The sequence below is a fragment of the Kitasatospora sp. CB02891 genome (assembly GCF_002803145.1).
Lineage (GTDB): Bacteria > Actinomycetota > Actinomycetes > Streptomycetales > Streptomycetaceae > Kitasatospora > Kitasatospora griseola.
Map to the genome: position 1 here is coordinate 308,664 of NZ_NNBO01000004.1, position 16,435 is coordinate 325,098.

Annotated in this window: 6 protein-coding genes; all 6 read left to right on the forward strand. The window is 75.9% G+C overall.

Annotation, left to right across the window (positions count from 1 at the left end; genetic code table 11):
- Positions 1–237 precede the first annotated feature (237 nt).
- The 6 genes from CG736_RS12295 (at position 238) to CG736_RS12320 (ending at position 16,370) form a co-directional block, all read left to right on the forward strand.
- Positions 238–1,395 (forward strand): kelch repeat-containing protein, encoded by a 1,158-nt coding sequence (locus CG736_RS12295; RefSeq protein WP_100586219.1) that lies wholly within the window; start codon positions 238–240, stop codon positions 1,393–1,395.
- Positions 1,392–4,622, forward strand: a complete 3,231-nt coding sequence (locus tag CG736_RS12300) for a hypothetical protein (RefSeq protein WP_100586220.1) — start codon at positions 1,392–1,394, stop codon at positions 4,620–4,622. The genes CG736_RS12295 and CG736_RS12300 overlap by 4 nt, the downstream gene beginning before the upstream one ends.
- Positions 4,604–9,889, forward strand: a complete 5,286-nt coding sequence (locus CG736_RS12305; protein WP_100586221.1) for a hypothetical protein — start codon at positions 4,604–4,606, stop codon at positions 9,887–9,889. The genes CG736_RS12300 and CG736_RS12305 overlap by 19 nt, the downstream gene beginning before the upstream one ends.
- On the forward strand, positions 9,882–11,723 hold the full coding sequence (locus tag CG736_RS12310; RefSeq protein WP_100586222.1) for a hypothetical protein: 1,842 nt from the start codon (positions 9,882–9,884) through the stop codon (positions 11,721–11,723). The genes CG736_RS12305 and CG736_RS12310 overlap by 8 nt, the downstream gene beginning before the upstream one ends.
- A gap of 93 nt (positions 11,724–11,816) precedes the next feature.
- The gene (locus tag CG736_RS12315; protein WP_100586223.1) at positions 11,817–14,537 is read left to right on the forward strand and encodes an AAA family ATPase; all 2,721 of its coding nucleotides are present in this window, start codon (positions 11,817–11,819) and stop codon (positions 14,535–14,537) included.
- Between the two features lie 207 nt (positions 14,538–14,744).
- Positions 14,745–16,370 carry a tannase/feruloyl esterase family alpha/beta hydrolase gene (locus tag CG736_RS12320; RefSeq protein ID WP_100586224.1) on the forward strand — a complete coding sequence of 542 codons (1,626 nt, stop codon included), beginning with the start codon at positions 14,745–14,747 and terminating at the stop codon, positions 16,368–16,370.
- The last annotated feature ends 65 nt before the right edge of the window (positions 16,371–16,435 follow it).

Consider the following 16,435-nt stretch of genomic DNA (forward strand, 5'->3'; position numbering starts at 1 on the left):
GGGCCCCGACGACCGGTGCCGCCCGGGCCCCGGCCCCAGAACGCGGCGGCCGTCGGCCGGTTCGGCTCCACCGCCGTGCGGCCCGCGGCGGTCGGCCGGGCCGGCCCGCGAGCGGTGGTGACGGGAAGTCCGGTGCGACGACCCGGTTCCACCGTCCCGGCCTGCGCAGCGCGGTGGCCGCCGACCCGCTCGGTGCCCTCCGAGACCCGCCTCCCCCGACGACGGAAGGTTCGATTCATGAGCAGTCCCACTGTGGCGGCCGCGGCGAAGTGGACCGCCGCCCACGATCTGGCTGCGGCCACGGCCTGGTTCGGGCAGCACGACGGGCCGGTCGTGCTCAAGGGCACCGGGAAGGTGCTGGTCGTCGGCGGGGTCGATGCGACCGGGGCCGCCGTCGGGCGGGCCGCCGTCTACGATCCGACGGCCGACACCTGGACGGGGACGGCCACCCAGCCGTCGCCGCGGCGGTTGCACTCGGTGACGGCGATGGCCGACGGCAAGGTGCTGGTGGCCGGCGGGATCGGGGGTTCCACCGCGCCGGGTCTGGCCTCGGCGGAGGTCTACGATCCGGCGGCGGACACCTGGACCCCGGTGGGGACGATGAGTCAGGCCCGGTGGGGGCACAGCGCCGTGCTGTTGCCGAGCGGCAAGGTGCTGGTGGCGGGTGGCAGCGCCGTCCGGGCCGGGACCACCGTCCGGGCGCTGCGGTCGGCCGAGCTGTTCGACCCGGCGACGGGTGGGTGGGCCAAGGCGGCGGATCTGACGGACGCGCGGTCCGGGCACGTCGCGGTGGCGTTGAACGGCAAGGTGCTGGTGGTCGGCGGCACCGCGTCCGTCGGGACGGACCAGGAACCGGCGCTGGCGTTCTGCGAGGTGTACGACCCGGCGACGGACAGTTGGAGTCCGACCGGCAGTCTGCTGCGCCCGCGCGCCCTGCACCAGGCGGCGGCGCTGTCGGACACCACGGTGCTGGTGACCGGCGGCCGCGCCCCGGGAGCGGGTGACGACGGCACCTTCGACCCGTTCAGCCGGCGGACGGCGGAGAAGTACGACCTGGCCACCGGCGTCTGGACGGCCGCCGCGGACATGCCGGCCGGACGCGCCCGGCACCGGGCGGTCGCGCTCGGCCCGGGCGCGGTGCTGGTGGTCGGCGGCACCGGCAGCGACGCCGACGAGGCCGGCTACCGGAGCGTCGTCCAGTACGACGCGGCCGCCGACACCTGGACCGCCCGGCCGGGTCTGCTCACCGGCCGGTGGGGGTTCGCCGCCGCGGTGCTGTCCGACGGCCGGGTGCTCGCGGCCGGCGGCGCGGCCCGCACGGGCCTGGCGGCCGCCGACCCGACCGTCACCGAACTCACCGCCGCCGCCGAGCTGTTCGACGGGAGCGGCGCATGACCGCGAACGGCTACTCGTTCCTGCCCTGGCTGCGTTCCGGCCTGTCCACCCGGATCACCCAGGACCCGGGGACGTCGGCCCGCGCCACCGTCCCCGTCAAGCTGCTGCTGAGCGGCGAGGCGCTGGACGGCACGCCGCTGAGCCAACCCGTCGAGCGGGCGGTGCAGTTGTACGGGCCGGGCGACGTCGTCGGCGTCGAGGCGCGGGCGATCTCCCGGCGGGAGCCGCTGCCGGGCACCACCAACATCGAGCCCAACTACCTGGCGCACATCGAGTTCTACGACGAGGACTTCCCCTGGCGGTACAGCCCGGCGGTGCCCGACGGCTCCACCGACCGCCTCGCGCCCTGGCTGGCGCTGGTGGTGCTGGCCGCCCGGAGCGACCCGTCGGGTGCGCCCGCCGAGTTCGCGGAGGGCGCCGGCGGCACGCCGCTGCCGTTCGTCACCGTCACGGACCCGAACGCCCTGCCGCCGGCCGAGCAGCTCGGCGCGTGGGCGCACGTCCACGTCAACGGGTTGCTGGACGACGCGGTGGCCAGGGAGCTCGGCGGGGCCGGCGACCCGGTGCTGGGGGCGCTCGCCGAGGTGCTGCGGACCGACCCGGACCGGGCCTGCTCCCGGCTGGTGTGCCCGCGGCACCTCCAGCAGGACCGGGCGTACGAGGCGTTCCTGGTACCGGCGTTCGAGACCGGGCGGCTCGCCGGGCTGGGCTTCGATCCGGCGCTGTCGCCGGGCGCGCTGTACTCCAGCTGGGGCCCGGCCTATCCGGACCGCAAGGGCGTGGGCCAACTGCCCTACTACCAGCGCTGGGCGTTCACCACCGGTGCCACCGGCGACTTCGAGTACCTGGTCCGGCTGCTGCAGCCGCGCCGCCCGGACCCGCAGGTCGGCCGGCGGGACCTGGACGTGCACCGTTCGGCGGGGCCCGGCCTGCCGCCGATCACCGCCCCGGCGGCGATCGGCGGGGTGCTGAAGCTCGGCGGCGCGCTCCAGCTGCCCGACCAGCCGGTCGACGCCTGGGAGAACTGGGACAACTGGTACGACCGGCCGCCGCCCGCCGCGCCCTACCCGCACCCCTTCGAACAGGCGATGGCCGACCTGGTCAACCTCGCCGAGGCGTACCGGAGCACCACCCCGGCGGCCGCGCACGCCGCCCTGCCCGCCGCCCGGGCGCAGTCCCTGTCGGCGGGCGTCGACCCGGTCATCACCCCGCCGCTGTACGGCCGTTGGCACGCCCTCACCGCGCACCTGCTGATCGACGACGCCGGGCAGCCGCTGCCCTCGCCCGCCAACCGCAACTGGGTGCACCGGCTGAACCTGGACCCGCGCCACCGGGTCGCCGCGAACTTCGGCACCCGGGTCGTCCAGGCCCGGCAGGACGAGTTCATGGACGCCGCGTGGGCGCAGCTCGGCGACGTCCTGCAGGCCAACGCGAAGATCCGCGCCGCCCAGTTGGCCCGTGAGGTCGGGCACCGCCTCCAGGTCAAGCACCTGTCGCCGCCGGCCGCCCCGGCGGGGGTGGCGCCGCCGCCGCCCACCGGCAAGTACCTGACGCTGACGGCGCCCGCGCACCCCCGGGTCACCTCGGCCGCGGCCGGGCCGGCCGCCCGGTCAGCCGCGGCGGACACCCCCGCGGAGCAGCTGGCGGTGGGCTTCCAGGTGGCGGCCAGTCAGGTCGCGGCGGCGCCGCTGTCCGCCACGATGCGCCGCCTGGTCCGCCCGGGCGCCCGGTTGATGCGTTCGCTGACCTTCCCTCCGGACCAGCCCGCCGAGGCGCTGGTGCCGCGGATGGACGCCGAGACCGGGGCCGTCACGGCGGCCGCGCCGAAGGTCAAACCGGCCGCCCTGGTGACCCCGGACCAGCTCGACCACGAACTGCACCCCGGGGCGGGCCTGCGAGCGGCGGCCGACCCGGTCGACGCGCTGCCGCACAGCGCGGACTTCGTCCTCAAGGACATCGGCGACCCCGTCCCGCCGACCACCGGCGGCGACGTCGACAGCCCGGAGGCCCAGCGGTACAAGGCGGCGCTGCGCGAGCTCTACGGAGGCTGGGACGCGGCCGCCGCCGTCGGGCAGGCCCCCGCCCGCGAGCGGCTGGGCGTGGCCGCGACGACGGACGCGGTGCTGCAGGGGCTGCGCCCGGACACCACCGTCCCGCGGTGCCTGCTCGGTTCGGTCGACGTGCCCGACCGGCTGCGCCCGTTCGCGGAGAGCTTCACCGAGGCGATGGCCTACCCGGTGATCGACCTGCCGATGTACCAGTCGCTGATCGACCTGTCGGCGGAGGTCTTCGCGCCCAACCTGGGCCTCCTGCCGGCGAATTCGATCACCCTGCTGGCCAACAACCGGCGCTTCATCGAGTCCTTCCTGGTCGGCCTGAACCACGAGATGGCCCGGGAGATGCTCTGGCGGGAGTACCCGACTGACCAGCGCGGCACCCCGTTCCGCCAGTTCTGGGACCCGCGGGCCGGCCTCCCGGTGCCCGGCGAGACCCCCGAGCAGCGCCGCGAACGGCTGTACGACATCAGGCCGATCCACCGCTGGGGGCCCGCCGCGCTGCTCGGCGAGAACGACAACCGGCAGCAGCCGGGCGCCGCGCAGAAGGACGACCTGGTTCTGGTCGTCCGCGGCGAGCTGCTGAAGAAGTACCCGAACACCGCCGTGTACGCGCAGCGCGCGGCCTGGCCGCTGGACGCGAACGGCAACCCGGTCACCACCGGGGAACGCATCCCCGCGCCGCTGCCCGACGAGGACCACCCGACGCCCGACCTGGTCCGGATGCCGCTGTACGAGGCCAAGGTCGAACCCGACGTCTACCTGCTGGGCTTCGACCTGGACGCCGCCGAGGCCCGCGGCAATCCGCCCGGCGACCCCGGCTGGTTCTTCGTCCTGAAGGAGCGCCCCGGCGAGCCCCGGTTCGGCGTCGACGAACCGCAGCCCGGCCCGCTGCCGCCGGTCGAGGTGTGGAACGACCTCACCTGGCAGCACGTCGACCCGGACCACCTCGGCTTCGTCGAGTTCACCGACGCCACCCACGTCCCGCTGGTGCCGCTGGACAGCACCGAGGACGACCCGCAGACGCAGCAGCAGCACGCCGAGGACGAGGCGCTGCCGCTCTGGTACTCGCGGCTGAGCTCCGCCGACATCGCGTACATCCTCTTCCAGGCGCCGGTCATGGTCGCCGTCCACGCACAGGAGATGCTCCCGGTATGGCCGACAACGCCCTGAGCGACGACTTCCCGGTCCTGCTGGGGCCGGTCCGGGTCGAGACCCGGTTCACGGCGACCGAACTGCTGGTCCGGGTCTTTCCCGACGAGTGGTCGGTGGACAGTTTCGAGCCCCGGCCCACCGAGGCCGAACTCGGCGCGCTCGACGCCTACTTCACGGCGCTGTGGCGCACCGGCGGCTCCGCCGTCGGCGACCGGGCGGCCTGGCAGGAGCTGGTCGGCCGGATCGCCGCCGGCCGGGCGACCTGGCTGCTGCGCAGCATCCAGCCGGCCGACCCGGGGGACCGGCCGATGCCGGTCCCGGCCGGCGCCACCGTGCTGGTGGTGTTCAGCGACACCGCGCTGCCCGCCGCCGACCGGCAGCCGACCGTCGACCACTGGACGGCCGTGTGGCGCGCCCACGGCGACCGCGCGAAGCTCCGGGCGGCCGACAGCGCGCTGCTGGCCGCCGTCGGCGCGACCAGGGCGGCCGTGATCACCGCCCGCCGGCCCGCCGGCATCGAGGCCGCCCCGGTGCAGAGCGGCGACGCCGTCCTGGTGGCCTTCCTGGTGGTGCCCCGGCCGCCCGCCGACGGCATCGCCCCGCAGTCCTGGACGGTCGCCGCCCGGGCCGGCCTGCTGCCCGACACGTTCCGGCTGCTGGGCTGGGCCGGCGGGAACAAGGTCCTCGACCTCGTCGGCAACCCCGTCCCCGCGACGCTGCCGGTCAGCCCCGACCCGGGCAACAGCGATCCGATGACGGTCGACGAGACCACCGGCGTGCTGACCGTCCCCGACGAACTGCGCTGGCTGACCGACTTCGACCGGGCCGTCACCGTCGGCATGGGCTTCCGGATCCCGCTGACCGCCGACCTGGCCGGCGGCCTCGACCGGCTGGTGGTGCTCGGCCTGCGCGGGCAGTCCACTCCGGCGCAGTCCGCCGCCGACCTGACCGACCTGCTGACCCGTCAACTGCGCAGCCCCGCCGGGCTCGGCCTGCTGCCCCAGGGCACCCCCACCAACAACAGCACCCAGGCGCCCGCCGGACTCGACCCCGCGCAGGAGGCCGACGCGGGCCTGCGCTCCGCCGCCGGCCTGCGGGCCGCCGTCGCCGGAACGGACTGGACCGGCCGCACCGACGGGCAGAGCTTCGCCGAACTGCTCGGCATCGACCCCGCCGACCTGGCCGGCCTGCCGGGCGCCGACGGCACCGACCAGCGCGACGCCCGCGCCGCCGGCACCGCCCTGTGGCCCGCCACCTGGGGCTACCACCTGCAGACCGCCCTGCACCCGGTGTTCTCCCGGGCCGTCGTCGAGCAGACCCGCGAGTTCCACCTGCGGCACGTCTCCGGCCGCGGCCCCGTCCCGACCGTGCGGATCGGCCGCCAGCCCTACGGGATCCTGCCGACCACCGCGTTCTCCCGGCTCGCCTGGCCGGACACCGACCCCGTCGCACCGCACCGCCGCGGCCTGTACACCGTGCTGGAGGCCGCCGCCGCCGACTGGCAGGCCGCCACCGCGAAGGTCGCCCACCTCGGCGCGCCCGCCGCCGACGCGCACCAGCACCTGCTGGACATCCTCGCGGTGCACCCCACCTCCGCCGAGTACTACCAGCGGTACGCGCAGAGCGTCGAGGACGTCTTCAACCGGGAGAACCTCGGCGCGCTCGGCTCGACCGTGCTGCCCGGCCTGGAACGGCTGAACCAGCCCGGCCCGATCCGCGCCCTGCTGACCCGCTTCGGCCACCCCGACACCGGCGCCGCCCAGGACCCGGACCTGATCCGCCGGCTGTTCGTCGACACCCAGCACCCGCTGCTCGCCCCGCCCGTCGACGACCGCCCGCTCTCCGAGACCGCCCCGATCCGGCCGTACACCGCCGACGGCGCCAACTACCTGAAGTGGCTGGCCTCGCACGCCCGCACCGACCTGGAGACCGTCCGCACCGAGGCCGGCTTCCCCGAGGACGACCTGCCGTCCGCGCTGCTGTACCTGCTGGCCCGGCACGCGCTGCTGCTCGGCTGGGCCGACGCCGCCACCGAACTCGCCATCGCCGCCGGGATCGCGAGCCCCGCCGAGAGCGCCGCCGCCGACCCGGCGTTCATCCACGTCAGGATCCCGGCGCAGGGCCGGACCCTGCCCAGCGAGAGCCGCTTCCGCCGGCTCTACTCGCCCGCGCCGGAGATCACCGGCGACCCGACCCGCCTGGTCGTCGACCACATCCCCACGGTCCTCGGCACCGCCCCCGGCACCGCCCGGCTCGCCGAACAGGCCGACGCCCTCGACCTGTTGGCCGACCTGCCCACCGCCCGACTGGAACGCGTCCTCGCCGAACACCTGGACTGCGCCACCTACCGGCTCGACGCCTGGCGGCTCGGCCTGGCCAACGAACGCCTCGCCGAGCTGCGCTACGGCCCCGACGGCACCGCCCCCGCCGTCCGCGGCGTGCACCTGGGCGCCTACGGCTGGCTGGAGGACGTCCGCCGCCGCGACACCGGCACGCTCGGCGAAGTCACCCTGACCGGGCCGCTCGCCCAGGTCTTCCAGGGCGCCGAGCCGCTGATGCACGACACGCTCAACGGCGGCCACCTGCACGCCCCGTCGCCCGGCCAGGCCCGCACCGCGGCCGTCCTGCGGGCCGGCTACCTCGCCAACGGCTCGCCGCAGAACCCCGGCTCGTTCGCCGTCGACCTCAGCTCCGGGCGGGTCCGGATCGCCCTCGGCCTGCTCGACGGCATGCGCCAGGGGCAGTCGCTCGGCGCACTGCTCGGCTACCGGCTGGAACGCGACCTGCACGACAGCCACGAACAGGCCGAGGTCGACTTCCTGATCGCCGCGCTGCGCCTGAAGTTCCCGCTGCGGGCCGGCCGGATCGCCGACACCGTCCCCGGCCAGGGCGACCGGCCGGAGCCCGCGAACCCGCTGACGATCGATCAGGTCGAGGCCCACAACGTGGTCGACGGTCTCGCCCTGGTCCGGCACCTGACCAGGGGCGACGTCCCGCAGACCTACCCGTACGGCCTGGACGGCCTGCCCGCCGTCGACCCCACCCAGCAGGCCGTCGTCGACCGGGCCGTGCAGGACCTGCTCGACGTCCACGACGCGCTCGCCGACCTCGCCGTCGCCGAGAGCACCCACCAGGCGCTGCTCGGCAACCCCGAACGCGCCTCCGCGACCCTCGACGCGTACGCCAAGGAGGGCCTGCCGCCCGAACCCGCCGTGGTCGGCACCCCGCGCAGCGGCACCACCCTGACGCACCGGCTCGGCCTGCGGCTGACACCCGGCCTGAAACCCGACAACGGCGCGCCGCCGCTCGCCCACCAGACCCCCCGCGCGCAGGCCGAACCCGCCGTCAACGCCTGGCTGCCCACCGTCCTGCCGACCGCCACCGGCGTCGTCGCCGACGTCACCTGGACGGACCCGCTCACCGGGCTGGCCCGCCACCGCGTCGTCAGCCAGTTCGACCTCGGCCTGCAGCCGATCGACCTGCTGTGGGCGGTGCGCCCGGCGGGCGCGAGCACCATGACCGACCTCGACGACCGGATCGTCGGAGCGGTGATCGCCACCGACAGCCCGCGGCCCGACGTCGAGCTGACCATCCACTACACGGACCGGGTGGCCGGGCAGCTCACCTTCTTCGAACTCTCCCCGCTGATCGCCGCGTTGCGCTCGCTGCTGACCACCGCCCGGCCGCTGCGGCCCACCGACCTGGTGCCCGCCGCCGGCCCGGTGCCCGCCGACCGGGCCGCCGACCGGGCCGTCTCGCTGCCCCGGGAACGGCCGGCCGCTGTCCGGGCCTCGCTGGACGTGCTGCGCACGAGCGTCGAGAGCTACCTCGGCACGCTGGCGCCGCTCTTCCCGGCCGGCGCCCCGCCGCAGCGGGCGCAGATCCTCGCCGCCGTCGACACCCTGCTCGCCGGGTACGCCGCGCTGGTCACCACCGCCGGCGGCTTCGGCATGGTCCGCAGCGGCTGGGGCGAACTCGCGATGTGGCGGCGCGGCGTGTTCACCGACGTGCTGGCCGCCGTGGCCGACGCGGCGGCCCGGATGACCAGGGCGCTGGCCAACGCCGACGTGCTGCTCGCCACCTACGACGCGCTGCCGGTCGCGACCTCCGCCGCCGAGCGGTTCCGGCTGCTGCAGCAGGCGGAACGGCTGATCGCCACCAGGCCGACCTCCCCGCTGCCCGCCCAGCCGTCCGCGCTGCGGGCGATCGTGGCGAGCCGCCGCCAGGCCTTCGCCGGCAAGCTGCAGTCGCTGCGGGCGGAGGCCAGGACCGTCCGCAACACGCTCAGCGGGCTGCTGGCGGAGGTGGCCGGCAAGCTCCCGCTGACCGACTTCGACCCGACCGACCTCAGCCTCCAGCCGTTCCAGGACCGGGTGGTGCTGTTCTGCCGCGACCTGCTGGACCGCGCGGGCGCGCTGCACACCGAGGTGCTCGCCCGGCTGGCCGGCGCGGACCAGGCGCTCGCCGTGTACGACGCGGCGGTCGCCGGGCCGGACCAGGTCGCGGCGGGGCTCGACGCGCTGAAGGCGCTGCTCGGCCAGGACGCCCTCGCCGTACCGGAGTTCACGCCCGACCCGCAGCTCGCCGCGGACTGGGCGAACGCCCTCGCGGGCAGCGGCGCACTCGTCCAGCACCTCACCCGGCCGCCGTTCGGCCGGGACTTCCCGATCGACGACTGGGTGCACGGCGTCGCCCGGGTCCGCGAGAAGCCCCGGCTGTGGGAGCTGGTCGTCGAACTGAGCGACGCGCTGCGCGGGCCCGGCGGCGTCCTCGGCGGCCTGCTGGGGTCCGCCGAACCGCAGCTGACGCCGATCCAGCTGCCGCTGCGGCCGGGCGACCACTGGCTGGCCATGGAGTTCGCCCCCGGTACGAGCATCACCGAGGACAAGGTGCTGTTCACCGCCCACTACGCGCCCGACCCGCCGATCCCCACCGCCACCCGGGTCGGCCTGCTGCTCGACGAGTGGACGGAGGTGATTCCCGCCGAGCGCGAGACCACCGGGATCGCCCTGCACTACGACGGGCCGGACTCCCAACCGCCGCAGGCCATGCTGCTGGTGGTGCCGCCGGTCCGCACCGGCGCCTGGAACACCGACGACCTGGTCGCCGCGATCGGCGAGACCCTCGACCTGGCGAAGTCCCGCGGCGTCGAACCCGAGCACCTCGACAACACCGCCTACGCCCAACTGCTGCCCGCCACCGTGATGTCCGCGACCCGGCAGCCGATCACGATCTCCACCGACCTGGCGATCGCCAACCAGCGCTGGAAGGCCGCCCATGCCTGAGCCCCGCATCGCCGACCTGCCCGAGGCGCTGGCCGGCCGGTCGAACCCGGCCGTCGGCATCTGGAACCGGCTGGAGGGCCGGCCCCGCACCACCGACTTCCAGCGCGCCCTGCGGGCCGAAGTGCGGGACGCCCTCTGGCTGTTGACCCGGCAGTGGCAGCTCGGCGAGTTCCGCGCCACCGACGCCGGCTCGCCCGTCACCGCGACGTACTCGATCGCCGGCACCCGGCCCAGCCGGTTCCGCCCGTCCGGCGGCGCCGTCGAGCCGCTGCCGGACGACCGGCCGCTGGAGGCGCTGGCCGAGCGGCGGCCGCCCGCGTTCACGGCGGGGAGCGACCCGATCGCCTTCGACCTGCGGCTGGCGATCGGCCGGCGGTGGCTCAAACTGCTGGCCCGCGACCCGGTGCTGGCCAACATCGCGTTCGACTTCCGCGGCCAGTACGTCCGGCTGTACCCGATCGCGCTGCCCGATCCCACCACCGACGCGGACGCCGCGCGGGTCTCCGACCCGGAGACCTGGGCGAGCCTGCAGGCCGTCGCCGGCCGCCGGATGGACGGCTACCTGCTGTACCGGCACCTCAAGGACGGCGGCCGCGCCTCCGACGGCATCAACGACATCCTGCACCTGCACTACCCCGCGCTGGACGCCCTCGGCGCCCGCCTGGTCGCCTGGTTCGACGACCTGATCGACCGGCCCGACGCCGACGCCACCTGGGACCCGCGCCACCTGGAGCACCGCTTCTCGGTGGCCGGCACCGCCCCGGACGGCACCGAGAAGGTGCTCACCGCGCAGGAGTTCCCCGGCGGCCGACTGGACTGGCACGCCTTCTCGGTGGACCCGGACCACCCCGTCGGCGGCGCCGAGCCGCCGCTCCCGCCGATCAACCGCACGGTGTTCCCCACACAGCTGCGGTACGCGGGCATGCCGCTGCCGCGCTGGTGGGCGGTGGAGGACGGCGGCACCAACTTCGCCGCCGTGTCGCCGGACAGCACCGACCTGGCCCGGCTGATCTTCCTGGAGTTCGCGCTGGTCTACAGCAACGACTGGTACCAACTCCCGTGCGAACTGCCGGTCGGCACCCTGGCGTCGATCCAGGGCCTCGCCGTCACCGACGTGTTCGGGCAGCGGCTGTGGATCACCCCGGCGGGCGCCGGCCCGGACCAGGACTGGCAGCGCTGGTCGATGTACACCCTCGACACCCTCGACAGCGGCCCCGACACCCCCGCGGACACCAGCCTGTACCTGCCCGCCAGTGTGCCGAAGGTCGCCGACGGCCCCGCGCTGGAGGAGGTGTCGCTGATCCGCGACGAGAACGCCGACCTGGTCTGGGGCATCGAACTGACCGTCCCCCGCCCCACCGGCGAGGGCCGCCGGGGCAGCGAGGTCGCCGCCGAGATCCGGGCCCGGCACCTGCGGCTGCACCCGCCCGTCCCGCCGGACGCGCCGCTCGCGCCGATCGCCTACGAGGCGATGAACTCCGTCCCCGAGAACTGGATCCCGTTCATCCCGGTGCACGTCCCCGGCGACAACCGCACCGTCCAGCTGCAGCGCGCGGCGATGCCGAACGTGGTCGACGGGCTGCCGCCGGTGCAGCCGAGGACCTCGCTGCTGCGCGAAGGGCTGGACGCGACGCCCCCGCACGGATACTTCGTCAACCAGGAGGAGGTCCCGCAGACCGGCACCCGCCTCGCCGTCGCCTACCACCGCACCCGCTGGCAGAGCGGCCGGGTCTGCGTCTGGCTGAGCGCCGCCCGCGGCGTCGGCCGCGGCGAGGGCGCCAGCGGACTCGGCTTCGACCTGCTGATCGACACCCCGGCGCCGCCCGCGAACTGACTCCGCATCGGAGCCGGGCGGCGGCGGTTCGCGGGCCGGGGGTTCGTAGGATGGGACGCAGCTCCTCCGGGAGGGAGTCACACCGGAGGGGACATGCCGGAACACGCGAAGCCTCGGCTGCTCGGGCGGGACCGCGAGGCGGCGGAGCTGGAGCGGCTGCTTCGGGAGGTCCGCGAGGGGCGCAGCCGGGTGCTGGTGCTGCGCGGCGAGGCCGGCGTCGGCAAGTCCGCGCTGCTCGACCGACTGGCGGCGCTGGCCGGGCAGTTGCAGGTGGTGCGGGCGGCCGGGGTGGAGGCCGAGGCGGAGTTCGCGTACTCGGCGCTGCAACGGCTGTGCGCCCCGCTGCTGTCCGGGCTGGACCGGTTGCCGCCGGTGCAGCAGGACGCCCTGCGGGTGGCGTTCGGGCTGAGCGCGGGCGCGGCGCCCGAGATGCTGCTGGTCGGGATGGCGGTGCTCGGCCTGTTCGCGGAGGCGGCGGCCGACGCCCCGCTGGTGTGCCTGGTCGACGACGCGCAGTGGCTGGACCTGATGTCGCAGCGGATCCTGGCGTTCGTCGGGCGGCGGCTGGACTCCGAGTCGGTGGCGCTGGTCTTCGCCGAGCGGGTCGTCGACGGGACGGGCGACGAGGGCTTCGCCGGGCTGCCGGACCTCGCGCTGCGCGGGCTGTCCGACGCCGAGGCCCGGACCCTGCTCGACCGAGTGCTGCTCGGGCCGGTCGACGCCCGGGTGCGGGACCGGATCGTCGCCGAGACCGGCGGGAACCCGCTGGCGCTGCTGGAACTGCCCCGGGGCCTGTCGCCCGCGGAGCTGGCGTTCGGCTTCGGCGGGCCCGGCGCCGGCCCGCTGGCGACCCGGGTCGAGGACGGCTTCCGCCGCCGGGTGGCGGCGCTGCCCGCCGACACCCGCGCCCTGCTGCTGGTCGCCGCGGTCGAACCGGTCGGCGACGGGCCGCTGCTGTGGCAGGCGCTGCGCCTGCTGGGCGTAGGGCCGGAGGCGGCGGCCCCGGCCGAGGCCGCGGAGCTGATCTCGCTGGGCGCCTCGGTGCGGTTCCGGCACCCGCTGGTGCGCTCCGCGGTCTGGCGCGGCGCGGACGCCGGCGCCCTGCGCGCCGCGCACCACGCGCTGGCCGGGGCCACCGACGGCGGGCGCGACCCCGACCGGCAGGCCTGGCACCGGGCGCACGCCGCGCCCGGGCCGGACGAGGAGGTCGCGCTCGCGCTGGAGCGCTCCGCCGACCGGGCGCTGGCCCGCGGCGGCCGGGCGGCCGCCGCGTCCTTCCTGGAGCGGGCCGCCGCGCTCACCCCCGACCCGAAGGGCCGGGCGCGGCGCGCGCTGGCGGCCGCGGCGGCGTACCTCGCCGCCGGCCTGACCGGCAAGGTGCCGGACCTGCTGGCCGCCGCCGAACTCGGGGCGCTGAACCCGCTGCAGCAGGCCGACGTCCACCGGCTGCGGGCCAGGGCGGCAGCCCAGACCGGCCGGGAACTCGGCGTGGTGCGGCCACTGCTGGACGCGGCGGACCGGCTCGGCGCACTCGACCCGGCCGCCGCGCGGGAGACCTGCCTGATGGCGTTCGGCGCCGCGATCTGGGCCGGCCGGCACGACGACGGGGCGCTGCGGCAGGTCGCGGAGGCGGCCCGCGCGCTGCCGCCCGGCGACGAGCCGGCGGGCGCCCTGCTGCGCGCCCTCGCCGCCTGGACGGTGGACGGGCCGGCCGTCGCGCACCCGCTGCTGGCCCGGGCGCTGCGCGCCGTCCCCGACGTCGACGACCCGGCCCTGCTGTGGGCGGCCGCGAACGCCGCCGCCGAACTGGGCGACCTCGGGGCCTGGCTGGACGTCACCGACCGGGCGGTCCGTACCGCCCGGACCACGGGCGCGCTGTCGATCCTCGCCACGGCGCTGCCGCACCGGGCGGTCGCGCTGGGCTTCGCCGGGCGCTTCGCCGAGGCCCGCGAGCTGCTGGCCGGGGCGACCGCCGTCGAGAACGCCGCCGGCCCGGCGGCGCGGCTGGCCGCGACGGCCGTCATCGGCGCGTACCGGGGCCGGGAGCGGCCGGCCCTGGCCGCGATCGAGGCGGCCGAACGGGAAGGCGGGCGGAGCGGCCTCGGCCGGCTCACCGCCACCGCGGCCTGGGCGCGGGCAGTGCTCCACAACGGGCTGGGCAACTATCCGCTCGCGCTGGACGCCGCACTGAAGGCCGCGGAGTACCGGGACCTGGCCGTGCACCACTGGACGTGCGGCGAACTCGTCGAGGCGGCCGTCCGGGCCGGCGACCCGGACGCGGCGGCCCGGGCCCGCGAGCGGCTCGCCGACCACGCCTCGGCCGGCACGCCCTGGGCGCTCGGCGCGCTGGCCGTCGCCGACGCCCTCGCCGGGGCGCCCGAACAGGCCGAGGACCGCTACCGCGCGGCCGTCGACCAGTTCGCCCGCGGCGCCCTCGCCGGGGCCGAGGCCCGGGCCCGGCTGCTGCTCGGCGAATGGCTGCGCCGCCAGCACCGCCGGGCCCAGGCCCGCGGCGAACTGCGCGCCGCGCACGAGGCGTTCACCCGGATGGGACTGGAGGCGTTCGCCGAACGGACCCGGCGCGAACTGCTGGCCACCGGCGAGACGGTGCGCAAGCGCACCGTCGAGGGCCCGGTCCTCACCCCGCAGGAGGCGCAGATCGCCCGCCTCGCCGCGACCGGCCACCCGAACGCGGAGATCGGCGCGCAGCTGTTCCTCAGCCCGCGCACCGTCGAGTGGCACCTGCGGAAGGTGTTCGCCAAGCTCGGCGTCTCCAACCGCCGCGAGCTCGACGGGGCACTGACCGGGCGTTGACGGGGCCCGGTCGGAGGCTCACCGGGCTTTTCCTCAACGTTGATTGACGAGTGATCAGCGGGGTTCGGGCGCTCATTCTCTCCTGCGTCCGGTCCGGCCGCATCCGTCGAACGACTGCCTCCTCGATCGGCGTCGGATGACGGATGCGCCGCAGTCGGCGGGTCGGTGACAGTGGTCGCGCGATTCCCGAAATTCGAGGAGAGACACATGAATCGACGGCTTCTGAGGCTCGCGGCGGCAGGATTCTCGCTGGCGGCGGCCGCGGCCGTCAACGCACCGGCGAGCGCCTCGGCCGGCCAGGCGGTCGGCGCGACGCCGACCGCCGCCGGTTCCGTACCGTTCGCCTGTACCCCGTTCCAGCCCTCGGCGCCGGAGGGCGCCTCGGTGGAGTCGGTGACGGCGACGGCCGTGCCGGCGGGCACGTTCCAGGTGCCGGGCAGTCCGCCGCTGGGCGGCGGCCAGGTCCCCGACGTGCCGGCGCACTGCGAGGTGACGGTCACGCTGACCCACCCGGGGGCGAACGACCACGCCAAGGTGCAGGTGTGGCTGCCGGAGTCCGGGTGGAACGGGCGCTTCCAGGCGGCGGGCGGCGCCGCGTACGCGGCCGGGAGCATCGGCTCGGTGGCCGCGGCCGTCAAGCAGGGCTACGCGGCCGCCACCACCGACGCGGGCGTGGACACCAGTGGCCTGGACAGCAGTTGGGCGCTGAACGGGCAGGGCGGGATCAACGCCGCGCTGCTGGAGAACTTCGCCTCGCGTTCGGTCCACGAGATGGCGCTGGTCGGCAAGCAGATCGTCGTCGGCGTCTACGGCCACACCGCGTTCCGCTCGTACTTCAACGGCTGCTCCACCGGCGGCCGCCAGGGCTACCTGGAGGCGCAGAGGTACCCGACCGACTTCGACGGCATCAACGCGGCCTCGCCCGCCGTCAACTGGAACCAGTTCGAGGTGGCCACGCTGTGGCCGCAGGTGGTGATGAGCGAGCAGCACACCTACCCCACCGCCTGCGAGTTCAACGAGTTCAACAAGGCCGCGCTGAAGGCCTGCGACAAGCTCGACGGCATCGCGGACGGCCTGATCAGCGACCCGAACCGGTGCGACTTCGACCCGCGGCGGCTGATCGGCGCCAAGGTGGTGTGCGACGGCAAGGAGTACACGATCGGCGCCGCCGACGCCGAGGTGGTCCGCAGGATCTGGGACGGCCCGCGCGACGGCAGCGGCAGGCGGCTCTGGTACGGGCTGCCGGTCGGCGCCGACTTCGGCCCCCTCGCGTCCAGCACCACCACGGACGGCGTCACCACCGGCGCGCCGTTCATCGTCCCCGCCGAGTGGGTCGCCAACTTCGTCAAGAAGCAGCCCGGGTTCAGCTCGGCGAACCTGACGTACCCGCAGTTCGAGGAGATCTTCCGCACGGCCCGCGCCGAGTTCGACCCGGCCATCGGCACCCGCGACGCGGACCTCTCCGCGTTCCGCGACGCCGGCGGCAAGCTGCTCACCTGGCACGGCGACGCCGACCCGGTGATCCCCACCGCGGGCACGGTCGACTACCGCAAGCGCGTCGAGGCCCGGATGGGCGGCAGCGCGAAGGTCGACGACTTCTACCGGGTCTTCCTGGCCCCCGGCGTCGCGCACTGCTCGCTGAACGGCGCCGACGACCTGGCCGCGCTGACCGCCTGGGTCGAGCAGGGCCGGGCCCCGGGCGTGCTGCACGCCACCCTGCCCACCGCCGACGGGCGGAACGTCGCCCGCGAGGTGTGCCGGTACCCGATGGTCTCCCGCTACGCCCACGGCGACCCGAACGCCGCGAGCAGCTTCCGCTGCGTCAAGCCCTGACGCGACCGGGCGGGCCGGTGCTGCGGCCGCCGGCCCGCCCCTTCCCAACTGCGGACAAGGAGTGG